The sequence below is a fragment of the Embleya sp. NPDC020630 genome (genome assembly GCF_044334985.1).
Classification (GTDB): domain Bacteria; phylum Actinomycetota; class Actinomycetes; order Streptomycetales; family Streptomycetaceae; genus Embleya.
Window position 1 is genome coordinate 1 of record NZ_JBIRUB010000009.1, and the last position, 18588, is coordinate 18588.

General features: G+C 71.9%; 12 protein-coding genes. 6 read left to right on the plus strand and 6 right to left on the minus strand.

All coding sequences use genetic code 11. From position 1 onward, the window contains the following. Nucleotides 1–128: 128 nt before the first annotated feature. From ACH4XV_RS28105 to ACH4XV_RS28115, 3 genes are all read right to left on the minus strand, one after another. Nucleotides 129–1289, minus strand: a complete 1161-nt coding sequence (locus ACH4XV_RS28105) for a glycoside hydrolase family 19 protein (RefSeq protein WP_395794471.1) — start codon at nucleotides 1287–1289, stop codon at nucleotides 129–131. A 302-nt stretch (nucleotides 1290–1591) separates the two neighbouring features. Further along, a complete protein-coding gene (locus ACH4XV_RS28110; protein WP_395794473.1) occupies nucleotides 1592–5464 on the minus strand; it encodes a phosphodiester glycosidase family protein in 3873 nt (1290 codons plus the stop codon). Between the two features lie 289 nt (nucleotides 5465–5753). Continuing rightward, nucleotides 5754–6299: a VOC family protein gene (locus ACH4XV_RS28115; protein WP_395794475.1), complete on the minus strand. Its 546-nt coding sequence runs from the start codon at nucleotides 6297–6299 to the stop codon at nucleotides 5754–5756. 214 nt (nucleotides 6300–6513) lie between these two features. On the opposite strand from ACH4XV_RS28115, the gene ACH4XV_RS28120 reads away from it, so the two are divergent. Continuing rightward, nucleotides 6514–7878, plus strand: a complete 1365-nt coding sequence (locus tag ACH4XV_RS28120) for a pyridoxal phosphate-dependent decarboxylase family protein (RefSeq protein ID WP_395794477.1) — start codon at nucleotides 6514–6516, stop codon at nucleotides 7876–7878. A 1281-nt stretch (nucleotides 7879–9159) separates the two neighbouring features. Here ACH4XV_RS28120 and ACH4XV_RS28125 read toward each other — a convergent pair. Both ACH4XV_RS28125 and ACH4XV_RS28130 read right to left on the minus strand, forming a co-directional pair. After that, nucleotides 9160–10632 carry a hypothetical protein gene (locus ACH4XV_RS28125; protein WP_395794479.1) on the minus strand — a complete coding sequence of 491 codons (1473 nt, stop codon included), beginning with the start codon at nucleotides 10630–10632 and terminating at the stop codon, nucleotides 9160–9162. Between the two features lie 254 nt (nucleotides 10633–10886). Beyond that, entirely contained in the window at nucleotides 10887–11525 is a 639-nt protein-coding gene (locus ACH4XV_RS28130; RefSeq protein ID WP_395794481.1) for a TetR/AcrR family transcriptional regulator C-terminal domain-containing protein, read from the minus strand. A 113-nt stretch (nucleotides 11526–11638) separates the two neighbouring features. Between ACH4XV_RS28130 and ACH4XV_RS28135 the strand changes: the two genes are divergently transcribed. Then, on the plus strand, nucleotides 11639–12889 hold the full coding sequence (locus ACH4XV_RS28135) for an FAD-dependent monooxygenase (RefSeq protein ID WP_395794482.1): 1251 nt from the start codon (nucleotides 11639–11641) through the stop codon (nucleotides 12887–12889). Between the two features lie 48 nt (nucleotides 12890–12937). Here ACH4XV_RS28135 and ACH4XV_RS28140 read toward each other — a convergent pair whose 3' ends face one another. Then, nucleotides 12938–13609: a TetR/AcrR family transcriptional regulator gene (locus ACH4XV_RS28140; protein WP_395794484.1), complete on the minus strand. Its 672-nt coding sequence runs from the start codon at nucleotides 13607–13609 to the stop codon at nucleotides 12938–12940. 79 nt (nucleotides 13610–13688) lie between these two features. Between ACH4XV_RS28140 and ACH4XV_RS28145 the strand changes: the two genes are divergently transcribed. The 4 genes from ACH4XV_RS28145 (at nucleotide 13689) to ACH4XV_RS28160 (ending at nucleotide 18579) form a co-directional block, all read left to right on the plus strand. Further along, complete coding sequence (locus ACH4XV_RS28145) at nucleotides 13689–14339, plus strand: O-methyltransferase (protein ID WP_395794486.1); 651 nt, start codon at nucleotides 13689–13691, stop codon at nucleotides 14337–14339. 361 nt (nucleotides 14340–14700) lie between these two features. Beyond that, entirely contained in the window at nucleotides 14701–15333 is a 633-nt protein-coding gene (locus tag ACH4XV_RS28150) for a hypothetical protein (protein WP_395794488.1), read from the plus strand. A gap of 880 nt (nucleotides 15334–16213) precedes the next feature. Next, nucleotides 16214–16927, plus strand: coding sequence for a hypothetical protein (locus tag ACH4XV_RS28155; protein WP_395794490.1), 714 nt, complete (start codon nucleotides 16214–16216; stop codon nucleotides 16925–16927). Between the two features lie 164 nt (nucleotides 16928–17091). Beyond that, nucleotides 17092–18579 carry a serine/threonine-protein kinase gene (locus ACH4XV_RS28160; RefSeq protein ID WP_395794492.1) on the plus strand — a complete coding sequence of 496 codons (1488 nt, stop codon included), beginning with the start codon at nucleotides 17092–17094 and terminating at the stop codon, nucleotides 18577–18579. Nucleotides 18580–18588: the final 9 nt, after the last annotated feature.

Genomic DNA, 18588 nt, shown 5'->3' on the forward strand with positions numbered 1-18588 from the left:
GGGGGGGGGGGGGGGGGGGGGGGGTGGGGGGGTTGGGGGCGGGGGTGGGGGGGGGGGTTTTGGGGGGGGGGGGGGGGGGGGGGGGGGGGGGGGCGGGGGCCGGCCCCCCCCCCCCCCGCCCGTCGGGCTCAGCAGCTCAGGTTGTTCCCGGGCGTGGTGCCCAGGATCGACACGAACGACTGGTAGCTGTTGATCCGGCTCTGCACCTGCGCGGGATTGCCGCCGTTGCATTCCAACGAGCCGTTGATGCTGCGGATGGTCTCGCCGAAGCCCGCGCCGTTGACCATCGCGTTGTGCGGGGTCATGGTGCCCGGCCCGTTCTGGGTGTTCCAGTACCAGAGGCCGGTCCGCCAGGCGACGGCCGGGTCGTTCTGGACGAGGTTGGGATTGTTCAGCAGGTCGATGCCCAGCGCGTCACCCGCCGCCTTGTAGTTGAAGTTCCAGCTCAGTTGGATCGGGCCGCGTCCGTAGTAGGCGGCCTGGCCGGCGGGGCATCCGTAGGGCCGACCGGCGTCGCAGTAGTGCGGGTAGTTGGCGGTGTTCTGCTCGACGATGTAGACGAGGCCGCCGGTCTCGTGATTGACGTTGGCCAGGAACGCCGCCGCCTCCTGCTTGCGCACCGTGTCGCTGCCGGTCTTGGCGAAGCCCGGGTAGGAGCCGAGCGCGGCGGTCAGGCCGGCGTAGGTGTAGAACGGGTTCCGGTTCGGGAACATGCGCTCGAACTGCGCCTGGCTCACCACGAAGTCGCCGGGATTGCCGCCGTTGCCGCCGGTGCTGCCGTCGGTGGTGGATCCGGTGGTGCTTCCGGTCGTCGATCCGGTGGTGGATCCGCCGCACGCGTACGGCTCCCAGTACCAGGTGCTGATCACCGGGTCGTAGCCCGGGTTGGCGTTCTTGGCCCGGTAGTAGTTGCCGTTCGTGTAGCGCACCACGTCACCGACCGCGTAGGACCGGCCGGCCACCCAGTCCGGGTAGGTACAGGTGCCGCCACCGCCGGTCGTACCGCCGGTGGCCCCGCCCGTGGAGCCTCCGGTGGTGCCGCCGCCTCCGCATGCGCCCTGGTCCGTCCATACGTCGGCGGCCCCGGGGGTCTCGCCCTGGGTCCACCACTTGGCGCCCCAGTTGTGGCCGTTGTACGAGGCGGTGGCGCCGCCCGTGTAGACGGCCGACGCGTTCCATCCGGCCGCGCAACTCGCGGCGGCGGCGGTCGAGGCGAAGGGCAGCGCCGCCGCCCCCATGCCCACGATCGCGATGGCCAACAGGAACCCGATGATTCGTTTTCTCGCCATGGAAAGCCCACTCCCCGGCGCGCGAAACACGCCGCGCCTGATCGACGGAAGTACCGATGCGGGTACTTCGACTGCCGTGCCGGGACCGGCGCCTGCCTCGTTCGAGGCCCCTGGACGGGATGGTGCGGGGCTCACTCAATACCAGTGGTCTATACCAGTCAAGACTTTGCGTGGGATTGCCTGCGTGCGTCGGAACGGCCGCGCCCCGCAAGACCGTTGGTTGCGGTCGTGCGGGACGCGGGGTGCGAGGTGGGCCTATGTGGCCCGATGCGGCGGCTGCGGCGCCTGCGGCGGGCAGGGGGTTACAGCGCGCCGCACTGGTCGGACTTCGGTCCGGAGACCTTGTTGGGGATGCCGCCGTTGGTCGGCGGCGGGGTGTTGAGGCGGCAACTCAGCGGGCCGGCGACGGTGTTGCCGGCGACTACCGTGACGCCCCGGTTGAGGCTCAGGTCGGCCGGGCCGCCGAGCCCGGACCACAGGAGCATGACCGGGCCGGTGCTGCCGCTTGCCGCGACCGGGCCGCCGACGGTGGTGTCGGCCAGCACGAGGACGGTCGCGCCCCGGGAGGAAATCGGGCCGGTGACCGTGGAGTTGGTGGCGATGAGGCCGGCTCCGGGCTGCACCAGGATCGGGCCCTTGACCGTGGCGTTGTCCAGGCAGGTGATGCCCGACGTGACGGCCAGGGGCTTGGCGGTGGTGCCGCGGATCGTGGTGGTGCAGGCGGCCGGGTCGACGTCGCCGACCTTGACCGGCTGTTCGGCCTTGACGCCGCCGACCGTGACGGTGAGTGTGGCCACGCCGGGGCGCAGACCGGTCAGGGTGCCGTAGGCCGGGTCGTAGGCCACGATCGTGCCGCGCGGGGCGGAGGCCGGCGAGCCGATGTGTACGCCGGTGCCGCCCCACTGGGCGGTGACCGGCCAGGCGACCGGGACGGTGCGGCCGTCCTGGGCCATCGTGGTGGTGACCGGTTGGGTGTTCAGCACGCCGAGCGTGGCCGGGGCCTTGAGAGCGACCGACTCCGCGTGCGGCTTGACCTCGGCGCGCAGCCACGCGGCGTCGTCGGTCGGCACCGCGAACGGGTCGGTGACGCGGCCCCTGGCGGGATCGATGCCGAGCATGGTCCAGCCGACGAAGCCGCCGCGGTCGGGCTCGGCGGCCGGGCCCTTGCTCGAGTTGCCGTTGATCAGGTACGGGACGCCGTCGACGCTCGCGGCGTGGAACGCGCCGACGTGGCCGCTGACCATCGCCGCCGACTTGCCGCTGTCCGCCCGGAACGCGCCGAGCCACTGCTCGACCATCCGGGCTTCCTTGCGGTCGCCGAGTTGGCTGCCCTTGTCCGGCAGGGGGTCGTTGGTGGGGTGGTGGTCGAACAGCAGCAGGCCGGTGATGTTCGGATCCTTCGCCGCGTCGTCCAGCGCCTTGCGCAGCCCGGCGACCTGCTCGAAGCCGCCGCCGCGCAGCGTGCCCATGGAGCTGTCCACGGTGACGAAGCGGGTGCCCTTGTGGTCGAACACCTTCGAGGTCTCGCCGAAGGCGGCCTTGAAGTTGGCGATGTTCCCGGGGCCCATCACCTCGTGGTTGCCCGGCACGTAGTGCCACGGGATGGTGCGGTTGGTGTACTGGTCGAACTCGTCGAGCAGGGTGCGGGCGAGCGCGAAGTCCTCGGGTGCGGCCTCGTCCACGAAGTCGCCGGTGATCACCATGAACTCCGGCTTGGCCGCCGCCACTTCGCGCAGCGTGCGGCGCGCGTCCCGCACCCGGTCGCTATTCGGGTCGCGGGCCACGAACTGGGCGTCGGACATCACCGCCACGCGCAGCGGCTTGGCGTCGACGGTGCCGTTGGTGAGGATCACCGGGTCCTTGACGTACGGCTGCTTGGGCAGTTGTACGTCCGGCGGCACCTGGACCCGCAGGTCGCTCAGGCCGAGCCGGCCGGTGTACTGGCGCTCGGCGTTGGTCTCCATCAGCCGGAACCGCTGGAACGTGAGCGGGTATTGCACCCCGGCCGGGACCGGGAACTCGACCTTTTGCCAGCCCTTCCAGGTGACCATCGGAGCGTCGAGGTTGGACACCACGCCCGCCGCCGTCCGGTACTGGATGCGCGGCCAGGCGCCGTTGCCGTCGCCCTCGATCCACATCGTGAGCGCGCGCGGCTGACCGGGCAGGACGATGCCCTCGGGCGCGATGGCGTACTGGCCGCGCGTGCCGGTCGACGTGGTGAAGTCGTAGGCCAGCGACAGACCCGGCTTGCCGTCGGGCCCGGGCGCGGGGGCGACCGAGCCGCCGGGGGCGCGGTCGTTGCCCGACTTCCAGGCGGCGGCGTTCGAGAAGTCGGCGAAGGACTTCTCGGTCATGCCGACGGTGACCGCGACGGCGGTCTCCAGTGTGCCGACGGTGAGCTTGAGGGTGGCCGAGCGGCCGTCGGCGAGCGCCTTGAGGTTCAGCGTGCCGTCGGGGGCGGGGGTGACCTCGACGATGCCCTCGCCGCCGGAGACCTTGACGTCGGCGGCCTCGACGGGCGCCGCGTGGCCGGTGGCGTCGTAGCCTGTGACCGCCAGGTGCGCGAAGGCGCCGGGGGCGGCCAGGCCGACCGGGTCGTCGCCGGCGGTGACGCGCACGGGTGCGCCGAGCACGGTCAGCGGCAACTTCGCGTCCTCGGCGCCCTTGGCCTTGATCGTCACCGACGCCGGGCCGGGGGCGCGACCGGTCACCACCGCCTCGGTGCCGTTGCCGGCCACGGTCAGCTTCGCGGCCGTGTCCGTCGACCACTTGGGCTTGGGCACAGCGCCCTTGACCGCGCCGAACGACTCGTCGTGCGGCAGCGCGCGTACGGTCCGGTGCAGCCCGGGGAACACCCGCACGCCCGTGTCGACCGTCGGGACCGGCCGCAGCCGGAAGCCGCGCGTCTCGCCGGAGCCCGGGGTGGTGAACAGGCCCAGGCCATTCGCCACCGGCCGTTCGCCGCCGTTGTCCGACGGGCTGCTCACCACGCCGGACTGCGCCTGTCCGGGCAGCCGGGCGACCATGTCGGCGGAGCCGCCGCCGTCCATGTTGAGCGCGTTGTGCGCGCCCATGTCCCGCATCAACACGGCCAGGTTGCTCAGGTTGATGCCCGGGCTGTCGGCCTGGCGACCGTCGATGGTGACCAGGTACATACGCCTGCCGTCGGCGGAGAAGCCCACGGCGGTGCGGGCGTTGGGCTCGTTGCCGTCGTTCTCGCCGGACTCGGTCGCGACCCCGTCGCGGACCAGGACCTGGTAGCCGCCGACCGCGACCGCGACCTCGCCGAAGGAGGCGCGCGGCTTGTAGCCGATGCCGACCGGGTCGCCGGCCTTCAGCTCGCGCAGCCGGTCCGCGCCGCCGTCGCGGCCGACCAGCAGTGTCGTGCCGTCGGCGATCGGCCCGCCGCCGAGCCGGTCGCGCACGGCGACGACGCGGCCCTCGCGGATCTCGACCTCGACCACGTTGCCCGAGCCGCCCGCGACGTGCGCCAGGGACGCGTTGCCCCACGCCGAGGTGAACACGCCGACGCCGCCCTCGGGTAGGCCGTAGGTGTTGACGCCCGACAGCGGCACCTCTCGGCCGCCGGGCAGTGTGGCACTGCCCTCCAGGAACACCTGTGCCATCCGGGCCAGTCCGTCGGTACCGACGGTCACGGCCTGGTTCCAGCCCTCGATCGGCGCGTGGATCAGGCCCTTGTCGCGCGAGACGCCGGCGCCGAGCGGGGCTTCGGAGGCGTTCATGTCGAAGTAGTCGCCGTTGATGGCGGCCACCGCGCCCGCGTTGCGAGCCTGTTCGGACACGGTCTGCCGGGTCGTCACCTTGCCCGAGGACAGGTAGTCGACGCTCAGGCCCTTGGTGTTGAGGTCGGCGACCAAAACGTTTCCGCGGATCCAGCCGGCCCGGCCGATGCGGTCGAAGGACGTCCGGGTCAGGCCGGGCGCGATCGGGGTGACCTCACGGCGGGTGACGACGGACTCGCCGGGACGGTCGAGCACGAGGCCGTCGGCGCCGCCGCCGCCCGCCTGCGGCTTCGCGGCGGTCTGCGGCGCCTCGTCGGCCAGAGCGGCGGGGGCGGCGGCGGTGAGGCCGGCCACGAGCAGGGAGGTCAGGGCGAGCGCGGCCGCCGCGGGGCGGGGGCGGGCCGGGCGCATGCCCATGCGGGGTGGTGACACGGGGACTTCAGCTCCTCAACGCATGCGAGGATCCACCGATCGGAGCACGGCGGCGCGGCCTCGCGCAATGGCTCGGCCCGGTCGGGAGCACCGGGCCACAGGCAGCCAATCGCGGTCGAGGGACCCGAATGCCACGTTCCGGTTAACCGGTTGTCGCCCGAGGGCGAACACCGTCCGCGAGTCCGCAGGAATGGGGCGGATCGGTTGGAGCCGGGTGCGGGGGTGGGGGCGGGACCGGGGCGCGTGGCGTGGCGGGGGGGCGTGGGCGTGGGCGAGGGGCGTGGGCGGGTCAGGAGTCGGGCGGGGTCGTCGGCGCGGGGGTATCGGTTTCGGTGTTTTCGGTGTGTTCGGTGTTTTCGCGGTTTCCGTCCGAGAGTTCCTGGAAGACGGTGATGTGGAGGTCGGCGGGTGCGTCGAGCCTGGAGTTCAGGGACTGCCATGGCGTGATGGTCGGGGGTGCGACCGGGGTGGCGCCCGCGTCGACGAGGCGATCGGTCACGGCCCGGCCGTCGGTGACCTCGAAGGCGACTCGGATCCGGGGCGCGACCTGGCGGCCGACCTCGACGTCGTCGATCATCCGCTTCTGCTGCGGGTTCGCGATCTCCAACGTGGCCCGACCGGCGTCGAGGATCGCGACACGGGCCCCGCCGTCCCCGGAATAGGCCGCCTCCTCGGGCAGGCCGAGGGCGTCACGGTAGAAGGCGAGCGCGGCGTCGAAGTCCTCGGCCTCGACGACGAGACGCAGTTGGCGTACGGGGTGTGATGGGGCCGGGGCCGGGGCCGGGGCCGGGGTCGGGGTCGGGGCCGGTGGCTTCGGGGCTTCGGGGTGGGGCATGGTCGTTCTCTCCCGGGTGGAAATGGGCCGAACGACCCCACTATTGCGACACCCGCCCCGAAAGCCCCGGCAACGCGCCCGAAAAATCGGATCGTCATCACGGGGGTGTGCGCGTATGTCGGGTGTCTCGAGTCTTGACCGGCCTTTTGTGCGCGGCCTAGCTTGTTTGGCGCCAAACAATCCTCGGAGGAGAACGAACGCCAAGGAGAGCGGTATGGATCTGCGCCACTGGCTCGAGGCCGCCGTGACATCCAACGAGCACTGGGCGGCGGGGTTCGGGTCCTACCGGGGCCATCCGGCCCTGGACGTGGACGACGAACGATTCGCCGAGGTCTTCGCCACGTTCACCGAGCGGCTGACGGACAACTACCCCTTCTTCCATCCGCGTTACGCCGGCCAGATGCTCAAGCCGCCGCATCCGGCGGCGGTCGTGGGCTACCTCGCCGCGATGCTGATCAACCCCAACAACCACGCCCTGGACGGGGGACCCGCGACCGCCGAGATGGAACGCGAGGTCGTACAGCGGCTCGCCGACATGTTCGGCTACGACACCCACCTCGGGCACCTCACCACCAGCGGGACGATCGCCAACCTCGAAGCACTCTTCGTGGCGCGCGAACTCCATCCCGGGAAGGGCATCGCGTACAGCACCGAGGCCCACTACACCCACGGGCGCATGTGCGGCGTGCTGGGCGTGGAGGGACACTCCGTACCGGTGGACGACCTCGGCCGCATGGACCTCGACGCGCTGGAGGAACTGCTGCGGACCGGACGGGTCGGCACGGTCGTACTCACCGCCGGCACCACCGGCCTCGGCGCCGTCGAACCGATCCACGAGGCGTTGCAGTTGCGCGAGCGGTACGGCATACGGATCCACGTCGACGCCGCCTACGGGGGATTCTTCACCCTGCTCGCCGGACTGGACGGCCCGGAGGGGCTGCCGCCCGCGCCGTGGCGGGCGATCGCCGAGTGCGACTCGATCGTGGTGGACCCGCACAAGCACGCCCTCCAGCCGTACGGGTGCGGTGCCGTGTTGTTTCGGGACCCCTCGGTCGGCCGGTTCTACCTACACGACTCGCCCTATACCTACTTCACCTCCGACGAGTTGCACCTCGGCGAGATCAGCCTGGAGTGCTCACGCGCCGGCGCGGCGGCCGCCGCGCTGTGGCTGACCTTTCAACTGCTGCCGCCCACCCGGGAAGGACTGGGCCGGACATTGGCGGCCGGTCGACGTGCGGCGTTGCGGTGGGCGGAGTTGATCGACGGGTCCGACCGGCTGGAGCTGTACCAACCCCCGGAGTTGGACATCGTGAGCTACTTCCCGATCACCTCGCCGTACACCCTCGCCCGAATCGACGAGGCCGCCGCCCGCGTCCTGCACGAGGGCATGCGCGACAGCGACGACCCGATCTTCCTGAGCACACTCCGAATAGACGCGGGCCGTCTGACCACGCGCCACCCCAAACTCACCGCCGACGCGGACGGCGCCCGAATCCTCCGCAGCGTACTGATGAAGCCGGAGTCGGAAGCCTACGTCGCCCACCTCCACAACCGCGTGGAGCAACTCACGGACCGGTGAAAGGACATGGGGCCGAGCCCGCACCGCGCCGCTGCGCCGCCACCATTCGGGTCGGGGCGGGTCGGTCCTTCGGCAGGGGCCTTCCCGAGTGGGTTGGGCGTTCCCGGCGCGCGTTGCGCTTTTGGTTGCGGGTGGCTGGTGCGCGGGTGGTCAGAGTCGATGGTGGGCCGCCGCCGGCGTGCGGGGCTCCGAGGCGCGAAGCTCCTGACGAGACGGGCGTGTTGGTCGGCGAAAAGCCGGCCGGCAGCGGGGGGCAGGGTGGGTGGTCGGGTCGAGTTTTTCGTGGAGCCTTCCCTGGTGGGTCGGGAGTTCTCGGCGGGTTGTGGGCGCGTGGGTGGCGAGGGTTCACAGAACCGGACGGCGTGAGGTGCTGGAGCCTCGGTGGGAGAGAAAACCGCAGGTCAGTGTGAAGGGATGCCTACTGGAGCGCCTCGGGATCCGGTTTTGGCTCTCACTGGGCACTTTCGGTCTTCTCGACGGCTTTTGTGAGGTTGCGGCACGCGAACTCAGCTTCGACTGGGCAGTTTTGGTCTCAACGCCGGTGTTGAGGGGGTTGAGCGCACGAAACCGGCACTCGGCGCCCGACTTTCCGCCTCGACACCACAAAACCGCAGTTCAGCGAAGCTCGAAGCCCACGACCGCCCAACGCGATCCGGTTTCGACCCCAGCTCCTCTCCAAACGCCCCCAAACCGCCGCCAACCCACACTCGGGAAGGCTCCCCGGCGAACTCGACCCCACAGCCCTCGCTGCACCGGCACCGCCGCCGCCCAAGGCGCAGCTCTCGCCGACACCAGCCGACCCACTCGGGAAGGCCACTCAGGGAACTCGACCCGAGCTCCCTCCCGTTCCCGCTGCCGGCCGGTTCTTCGCCGACCAATTCACCCGTCTCGTCGGGAGCTTGGGGGCTTGGAGCCCCGCACGCCGGCGGCGGCCCACCACCGACTCTGGCCAACCCCGGACCGGGTACCACGCAACCCGAAGCGCAGCGCCTGCCGGAAGCACTCGACCCACTCGGAAAGGCACCGCAGGGAACTCGACCCGACCACCCTCCCGCCCCTGCTGCCGGCCGGTCTTTTGCCGACCAACACGCCCGTCTCGTCGGGAGTTTGGGGGCTTGGAGCCCCGCACGCCGGCGGCGGCTCATCGCCGACTCTGACCAGCCCCGGACCGGCCGGCCGCAACCACAAGCGCAACGCACGCCGGAAGCACTCGAACCGACCACCCTCCCGCTCCCTGCTGCCGGCCGGGTTCCCGGCAGCCTGCTCGGCTGTGGGGGTGGGCTATTTGTTGAACGCCCTGCGGAGGTTGGCTAGTTCGTGGGACAGGATGTCCTGGTCGCTCAGGGGGCCGCCGGTGGCCAAGGTGTCTGGGTCGATGTGGTGGAATTCGGGCATTTGCATGGTGCCGCAGCAGGTGGATCGGTCCTGGTCCGCGCGTAGGCTCGGGGAGTTTTGGTTTGCCGGGTCGACCCTCGTCACCTCGTGGGTGCCGTCGCCCGTGTAGTCGGGGTCGGTCAGGTTGAGGCGGCCCTCCAGTACCGCGTCGAGTGGGGTTGGGGAGACGACGACCTCGCGGAGGGCGAATCTGTTGCGCAGGAACGTGCGGTGGTTGGCCGGGTCGTTGCGTTCGGCGGACAGGCGCAACATCTGGTTGACCACGTCGGCGTAGGTCGCGTCGGTTGCGGGTGCGGCCACGATCGCGTCGAACAGGAGTTTGCAGAGGTGGTCGGCGACCTCGATCAGGACGATCGTGGGGTCCTTGGTTCGGGCCTGGCGGATGCGCTCGAACGCGTAGATGTCGGCGAGTGTGTCGTAGATTCCGCCGGTGAACACCTGCGAGATCGCGTGTACTTCGATGCCGACCTCGCCGAGTTTGAGGTCGTTGTCGGCGTTGCGTAGTCCGAATGGGAGTCCGAGGGCCCGGCCGAACTGTTCGGCGAGGGCGGACAGGAACTGGCGGGCGTGCAGGTCGGCCTTGGCGAGTGCGACCAGGGCCTCGGCCTGGTCCGGCTGGGACAGGGCCAGGAAGATCGCGGTGAGGTCGCCGAAGGACTCGTGCAGCCCGCCGGTCTGTGGGGTGTTGGCGCTGCTCAGCCAGCCGGGCTTGAGGCCGTCGAGGATGGAGTGCCCGGTCTCGTGCGCGACGATGTCCAGGGACCGGCACGTGAAGACCGGCGAAGTGCCGCCCTGGGGTGTGAAGAACAGGAACTTCAGCGCCTTGGCCGCCCGGCTGTAGAAGGCGTTGGCCCCGGATCCGGCTCGGGGGAAGACGGTCAGCCGGTCGATGTTGCCGCCGACGTTCCAGGCGAACGGGATGGGCGCGCCGTCGTTGTGCCGCTCGTACATCGACACGGTCTCGTGCACCACCGCGAACGCGTGCGCGCAGTCGAACTCGGCGGTGCCCGGCTCGAATTCGAAGTCGCCGGTGGTGTTTCTGGCGACCGGGGTCACCCCGGGAAGCTCGGTCGAGACGCGGGCGTCGGTGGGGCCGTTGAGCACGACCGTGGGTATGAAGACCGAGCGCACGGCCGGGTCGGCGACCGTCGGGTCCTGCTTGAAGATCCGGAAACGGTGACCGGGAATCGGCGGCACCGGTACCGGAATCGGGCGCGGCGCGGGCCGGGGGAGCGGTTGCGGGATCGGCGCCGGCGCGGGATCCCCTGCGCGCGGCGTGGGGATCGACGGGTCGGGGATCGAGTGGGCGGGGGTCGAGTCGGTGAGAACCGTGCCGTGAACGCTCCGGAGATTCGGCATGTGGCCCATCCCGCCTTTCTGCAACGCGACACGGCGCGTTGCCGCCTGCCGGTGAGGGTGAACCACGGAGAGCGGAGAGCGGAGAGCGAGAAGCGGAGAGCGGGGGAGCGAGGAGCGAAGGGGACAGCGCGGCGCCGCCCGCCGCCGTGGCGGCACACCCGGATACCCAGCAGAGTCCGCCGGGTTTGCCGGATGGTCAATACACCGATTTGCGCTTGTTCGGGACATTGTCGGCGGACCCGAATTCGTCCCGGCTACACCCCTGTTGCACCCGTCGTGCTACCGATTCGGGCGGCAAGGCCGTCGAGGATCAGTCGTACGCCGTAGCGGAAACGCTCCGCGGAGTCGGTGGCCGTCAGGGCGTCGAGTGCGGGGCCGACGTCGGGGTATTCGTGCGCGTCGATGTCGACGGTGTGTTCCTCCCAGGCGCCCCGGGCGACGAGTTCGTCCCGCGCCTGCTCCTCGATGGTGTGGCCGAACACGAAGTGGAGCACGGAGAACGCGGCCAGGGCGGCCTCCTCGCGCGGCGCCCCGGCGGCGATGACCGCCTGGATGGCGACCTGGCCGACCCGCAGCGTGTTCGGTTCGCGCACGTAGGTGCCGGAGACGACCCGGGCGCCGTCGCGGTGGGACATCAGCGCGGTGCGCAGTCGCCAGGCCAACTCCGCGAGCCGATCCAGGCCCGGTCGGCCGGGATCGACGTCGCCGACGCCTTCCATCAGCCGCTCGGACATCGCGTCCAGCAGCGCCTGCTTGTGCGCGAAGTGCCAGTAGAGGGCGCTCGGTTGCACGCTGAGCACACCGGCGAGCCGACGCATCGTCAGCTTGTCGAGGCCGTCCGTTTCGAGCATGGCCATGGCCCCCGCGAGCACGTCCGAGCGGTGTAGGCGCACCCTGTCGATCCCTTCGTCACCGTGTTGACACGTACCGCCACCCTACCTAACCTGAACAGTGTTCTACATGAACACCGTTCAAGTCGCGTTCGGGAAGAGAACGAGGAGTAATCATGGAGAACCGCAACGTGCTCGTCGTCGGTGCGAGTGTGGCCGGGCCCGCGCTCGCCTACTGGCTGCATCGATACGGGTTCGACGTCACCGTCGCCGAGCGGGCGCCGGCGCTGCGGCTGGGTGGGCAGGCCGTGGACATCCGGGGCGTCGCCCGGGAGGTCGTCGAGCGGATGGGTCTGGCCGCCGAGATCCGCCGTGCCCACACCGGGGCACGTGGCCTGGCCTTCGTCGACGCCGCCGGGCGCAGTACCGCCACCGTGCCGGTCGACCTGCTCGGCCACTCCGGCGGCGCGGTCGCCGAGATCGAGATCACCCGCGGCGACCTGGTGCGCATCCTGCACGAAGCCACCCGCGCGGACGCCGAATACGTCTTCGGCGACGGCGTGATCGGCCTCGACCAGGACGACGACGGCGTCACGGCGCACTTCGTCGGCGGCGCCGATCGCAGGTTCGATCTGGTCGTGGGCGCCGACGGGCTGCATTCCGGGGTGCGGGCCGCCGTCTTCGGCCCGGAAGCGTCGTACGTGCGGCCGCTCGGCTCACACCTCGCGATCTTCGCCACGCGCAGCCCCGTGCCGCTCGACGGCTGGTGGAAGCTGTACAGCGACCCGGTTCGCGGCGGGGCGCGGACGGCGGGGCTGTACCCGATCGGCGTCGACGGCGAGGCTCGGGCGATGTTCTTCTTCGACGCGCCGCCCCCGGAGTTCGACCGGCACGACCCGGTGGCCGGCCGGGAGTTCGTCGCCGACCGCTTCCGGGGCGCGGGCTGGGTCGTACCCGCGCTGTTGGACGCCATGTGGGACGTACCGGACTTCCACCTCGACGCGGCGAGTCAGGTACACATGCCGCGCTGGTCGAAGGGTCGCGTCGTGCTGGCCGGCGACGCGGCGCACTGTCCCGCGCCGCTTTCCGGCATGGGTACCAGCCTCGCCCTGGTCGGCGCGTACGTGCTGGCCGGCGAACTCGCGAGCGCGGGCGGCGAGTACCGCCCGGCGTTCGCCCGCTACCGGCACGAGATGGCCGACTACGTCGAGCGGTGCCAACGCCTCGCGCTCGACAACACGCCGGCGATCCTGCCCGGGAGCCGGACCGCGGTGTGGGTGCGCGATCGCACCACGCGCATGTTGCCGTGGATGCGGCACCTGCCGCGCCTGCCGTGGGCGAGCGGCGACGGGACGGACGAGGCCGCGAGCGCGCTCACGCTCCGGGACTACGCGGCGCGAGCGGGTTCGGTCGAGCGGATGGGCTGAACCGCGCGGGGTGGGACGCCCGATCCGGTCCGGGTCGGTCCGGGTCGGTCAGGGGGCTGCCGGGCGGGCGTGGCGATCGAGGAAGGCTTCGACGAGGGCGTCGGTGTAGGGGGCGTCGACCGGCTCGTCGGTGATCAGGACCCGGTAGTAGAGCGGGCCCACCAGTCGGTCGGTCTCGCCGGCGATGTCGAGGTCGGCGGGCAACCGGCCGTCGGCGATGGCGCGTTCCAGGGCGAGGCGGTCGCGTCGGCGTTGCGGGTCGAGCCACTTGGCGCGGAAGTCGCGGCCGAACGCCGGATCGTGCTGGGCCTGGGCGATCAGCGCGCGGAAGACGGCGCCGGAGTCGGACTTCGCGAGGAAGTGCGCGAGCCGGCGCAGGTAGTCGCGCAGGTCACGGGCGAGGTCTCCGGAGTCGGGCACCGTCAGGTCCTCGGCGGCGTCCTCGAGGAAGGCGTCCATCAGTACGTCGGTCTTGGTGCTCCACCACCGGTAGATGGTCTGCTTGGCCACCCCGGCGCGGGCGGCGATGCCCTCCATCGTGACGCCGGCGAAGCCCTTCTCGACGAGCAGGTCGTCGGCCGCCTCGATCACCGCCAGGCGGGCCTGTTCGCTGCGCCCGTGTCGGTTGCCGTGGTGCTGTCGAGCCGATCCGCCGGGAGCGTCCGATCCGCCGACGGTGGGGGTGGTGCGGGCGTCGGCGCCCGGTGTCCTCGATGTCATCTCGCCTCCTCGGGTCGAGGGTATTGCATCCGGAAAAAGCGGCTAGCGTAGACGCGACGTTGCGTCTACGCTAGCCGACATGACATTCACTCACACGCTTGCCGACCCCCGCATCCGCACCGCCCTCGACCGGATGTTCGCCCTGGCCGAGCGCGACGACGCCATCGCCGCGACACTTCCCGCCGGCTACGCCTCGATGTCGGCCCACGACAAGGCCGACGCCGCGGCGGGGATCCACATGCCGATCTCCGCCGCGGGCGGGGTGCTGCTCTACAACCTGGTCCGGGCCACGCGTCCGACCACGGTGGTCGAGTTCGGCATGTCGTTCGGGATCTCCACGCTGCACCTGGCCGCGGCCCTGCGGGACAACGGCACCGGACGCGTGTTCACCACGGAACTCAGCAAGGAGAAGATCGCCGCCGCCCGCGGCACGTTCGCCGAGACCGGCGTCGACGACCTGATCACCGTGCTGGAGGGAGATGCCCTCGACACCCTCGCCGCACTGGACGCACCCGCCGACTTCGTACTGCTCGACGGCTGGAAGGACCTGTGCCTGCCGGTGCTGCGCCTGCTGGAGCCGCGCCTGCGGCCGGGCACGCTCGTGGTGGCCGACGACATCGACCAGAGCTCGATGCAGCCGTACCTGGACTACGTACGTGACTCGGGCAACGGCTACGAGAGCGTGAGCTTCCCGGTCGAGGACGGGATGGAGATCAGCTGTCGCCTGTGACGGGGCGGGGTCGGGTGCGGCGGTAGGGAGGCGCGGCGGCCGGGGCCGGAGGCCGGGGGTCAGCCGAATCGCGTGCGGGGGGTGGGTTGCCGCGCGCGTTTCGGCCTATCGGCCGCGCCGGGCGGTTTCTAGACTCCCCATGGGTTCCACCGGGATCGTGGGGCGTCGGGCCGATATTCGGCCGTGGCCCCGGGCGTCGACGCGGGTGTTCGACCCGTTCATTCGCCATGCCATCCAGGGGGACACCGTGCGCGTCCGGAGGTCGGATCGCACGTCCCGACGGGCGTTCGCGCCGCCGCCGATCCCGCTCGCACCGGGAACAGCGGCGGGGACAGACCGGCCGTTCGGGTACGGCCGACCCGTGGCTCCGGACGAACGGGGCCGCCATAGCCGGGAGTTCGTCGACCAGGAGTGGGGGTCTCGGGGGAGGCTCGTGCTCGCGGCGTTGCTCCTGGTCGCCGGCGCCGTCGTCGCCACCGTTTTGTTGACCGGTGGTGACGACTCCGCCGACGTGGCGGCGTCACCCGCGCGGTCGACGTCTTCCGGGCCGGGCACCTCGGGGGCGCCCGGCTCGGAGGCGTCCGGTTCGGTTCCGGCGCCGGCGTCGGCCCCGAACACCGCGAGCCCGCTCGCCGGCGAACTCCTGGCCGTTTATCAGCCACAGCAGGTGACCAGACGCGCCGTCGAGGGCGGGATCCGGGTGACCTGGCAGGCGCCCACGCGCACCGAAGGGATCGCGGGATACCTGGCCATCGCGCAAAGTCCGTCCGGTGCCTACCAGAAGACCGCCTTCCCGGCTCGGGACACGATGGACGCCCTGCTCTCGGGGAGTCCGGTGAACGCCGACTCGTGTGTGGTCGTGGTGACCCTGGTCGGCGGAGCACCCGGGATGAAGGTGGCCCCGGGCGGACCGGTGTGCGCGGCGGGTGGGCCCGGTGCGTCCGGGGCGACGCCGCCGAAGGGCGCGACGAGGAAACCGGAATCGAAGCCCTGACCGAAATCGAAGCCGAAGTCGATGTCGACGCCGCGTCCGCGGCGCCCGGCTCGGTCCCGCCGGACCGTGGTCGAGTCGTCCGTCCGCGCCGCGCCGCGCCGCACTTCGCCCGACCGAAGGAGCCCTCGTGACCGACCCTTCCGCGGTGCCCGCGTGGCCCGTCGTCCGCATCGAACTGTCGACGGACGGCAGGGTCCGGGTGGACGGGACCGAGGTTCCGGTGCCGGCGGGTGCCGACCCGCGCGCGACCGCGTTGGAGGCCGCTTCGGCGACGGCGCGTCTTCTGGGTCGTCCGGTGCGAGCCGACGCAATCGAGCCGGACGGCACCCTGTTTCCGCTCATCGTCGCCGAGGATGGTGAGGTGGCGGCGGCGGACGATCCGGTTTCCCCGCCCCAGAAACGGCGCTCGCGGCCGGGCCGACGCAAGCGGGGCTCGGAGGCCGCGGCTGCGCCCGCTCGGGAGGCCGCTGGATCGGGCGGGGCGACGGGGATGTTCGGCGGTCCCGAACCGACGAAGCGGGGTGTCTCGGCCGGGCGGGGCACCGGACTGACGCCCATACCCATGGCGCCGGAGGAACTCGTGCCGCCGACAGGTGGGTTCGCGCTGCCGAAGGTGGAGCCGACACCAGCGGCGAGTGCGCCGACACCGGCAGCGGCGGAGCCCGCGCCCGCGCCGATGCCCGCGCCTGCTCAGACGCCCGCGCCCGCGCCTGCTCAGACGCCCGCGCCCGCGCCGACAGCCGCGCCCGCGCCCGCTCAGACGGCCGCGCCCGCGCCCGCTTCGACGGCGGGTCGACAGATCGGGGCGGGGGTCGACTTCGGGTCGGGCGCACCTTCGGTCTCGGTTCCGGGTTCGGTCCCCGATGGGGCTTCGCCCGACGTGCCCGCGCCCGCCTGGGCGCCCGCCCCGGCCCCGACGCCCACTCTCGCAGCGGCTTCCGCGCCCGCAGTCCCCGCCGAGCCCGCCCCCGAGCAGACCTCGTTCGTGCACGCCGTCGCCCCGCCGGCTCAGGAGGTGGTCGACCCCCTTCCCGACGTGCCCTCCTGGCAGCCCCCGGCCCGGCGTGCCGCGCCGGCGTCGGTGGACGATGAGCCGCAGGTGTTCTCGTTCGCGGCGGAGCCCTCCGTACCGCCAACGCCGGCGCCCGCGCCGGCCCCCGCCTCCCCGCCCGGACCGACCATCGAACAGGCCCGCGCCGTCGCCGAGATAGCTCGGCTGCTCCAAGCCGGCGACAGCGAGCGGGCGATCACGCTGGCCGCCGCCCTCGACGCGGCCGTCGAGGCGGGGACCGACCATCGGGCCGTGCCCGCCGCACGTGAGGTGCACGCGTACGTGGCGCTGATGACGGACCGGCCCGGACTCGCGGTGGAGTTGTACGCCGATGCCGCCCCGGCCTGGCTCGATCTGCCCGAGGAGACCGCCCGGATGGCCCGGAACGCGCACTTCTCGTGGTTGCGCGTCGTCGAGCCGGAGTCCGCGTACGACCTCGGCTCGACCGTACTGCGGGCCTACGAGACCGTGCCCGACGCCCCCGGGCGCGAGGCGGTCCGCGACCGTATGCGCGCACTGCGCTCCCGCCTGTCCGACGGGTAGTCCGAAGTAGCCCTGAACGGGGTCCGACACCCCCCGGCGCGCGACTTCGAAACCGGGTTGTCCCGATCACGCGGGGCAACGATCCGGATTGCGTCCACACATCGTCGACTACCGACCGGTAACGGGGTGAAGGGAGGTCGCAACCCCTGCGCTAGGGTGACGCCGTGCCCTCACCGCTCGCCGGCCGTTTCACCCTCGTCGACCCGGTCGGGACCGGAATGTCCGGCTCGGTATGGCGGGCGTTCGACCATCGGTTGGACGGCTACTGTGCCGCGAAGCTGGTGCGTCCGACCGACGCGGGTCTACTGCTGCGCGTGGTGCGCGAACAGGGCTTCCGGTTGGAGCACCGGCACGTCGCGTCGCCTTACACGTGGGTGGCCGACGGTGATGTTCTGATCGCGATGGAGCTGTTCGCGGGCGGATCGCTGGAGTCGCTGATCCGCGACTACGGCGCCCTGCCGGAGGCGTACGCGGCGGCGATTCTCGGCCAACTCCTCGACGCGTTGGATCACGTACACACGGTCGGCCTCCTGCATCGCGACGTCAAACCGGCGAACGTGCTGCTCGACGTGACCGGACACGACATGCCCCGCTGTCTGCTGGGCGACTTCGGTCTGGCGCTGCCCCGGGAGGGACCGAGACTGACCGAGTCCGGGCACGTGGTGGGCACCCCGGGCTACCTGCCGCCCGAGGCCTCACTCGGTGCGGCGCCCGACGTGCGGCGCGACTTGTACGCGCTGGGCGTGCTGGCGTGGCAACTGCTCACCGGCCACGAGGACCCGACCGACGAGCCGCCGACCTTGCCGACCGAGGTCGGTCCGCTGTGGGACCTGGTGGCCGCGTTGACCGCCGCCGACCCGCACGAGCGGCCCGAGAGCGCCGCGGGGGCGCGGGCCCGGTTGCGCGAAATCGAGGGCGGTGCCGGGCAACGGAGTTCGGTGGTACCGGCGTTCACCGCCGACGGGGAGCCGATCGAGGTCTTCGACGTGCTCGGTCCGCTGCCCGAGTACGCCCCGGTGGGTCCGGTCCTGCGGGGCATGCCGCGCGACCCGGAGATCCGGATCGACGGTGGCCCCGGAGCCCGGGGGAGCGCCGCGCTGCGATTCGTGCCGCTGCCCGGACCCACGCCGCCACCTGTCTACGGACCCACGTCCGGCGTCACTTCCGCGCCCGCAACCGCGCCCACGCCCGCACCGACGCCCCCACCCACACCGACCCCCGCCACGCCGCCAAGCCGCGACCCCGGCCTTCCCGGCACGTCTTCCGGCCCCTTCCCGCCTCTCTCGCCGCAGGCCGGGGATCCACGCCCGTCGACACGTGTCGTGCGGCGGCGCGGGTGGCTGCTCCTGGGCGGGCTGCTCGCCATGGCGGCGACCACGGCGTGGTTGACCGTCGGCAACGACTCGGCCGAGCCGCCCGTCCCGGAGCCGACGCCGCAGATGACGGACGCCGCCGTGACGGAGGCCGTGTCCCCCGGCAACCGATCGGCCCCGTCCCCGCGCGGCACCGGCCCCTCGACGCCCGTCGCGGGTGGTGCCCCGTGCGCCTTCTACGAGGTGTCGACCGAGGCGCGCACCACCTCGGGCGCGTGGGTGCGCTGTACCTACGGCGACGACGGGACGTTTCGCTGGACCCCACTCGGGATCCGGTGACCCGAGTCG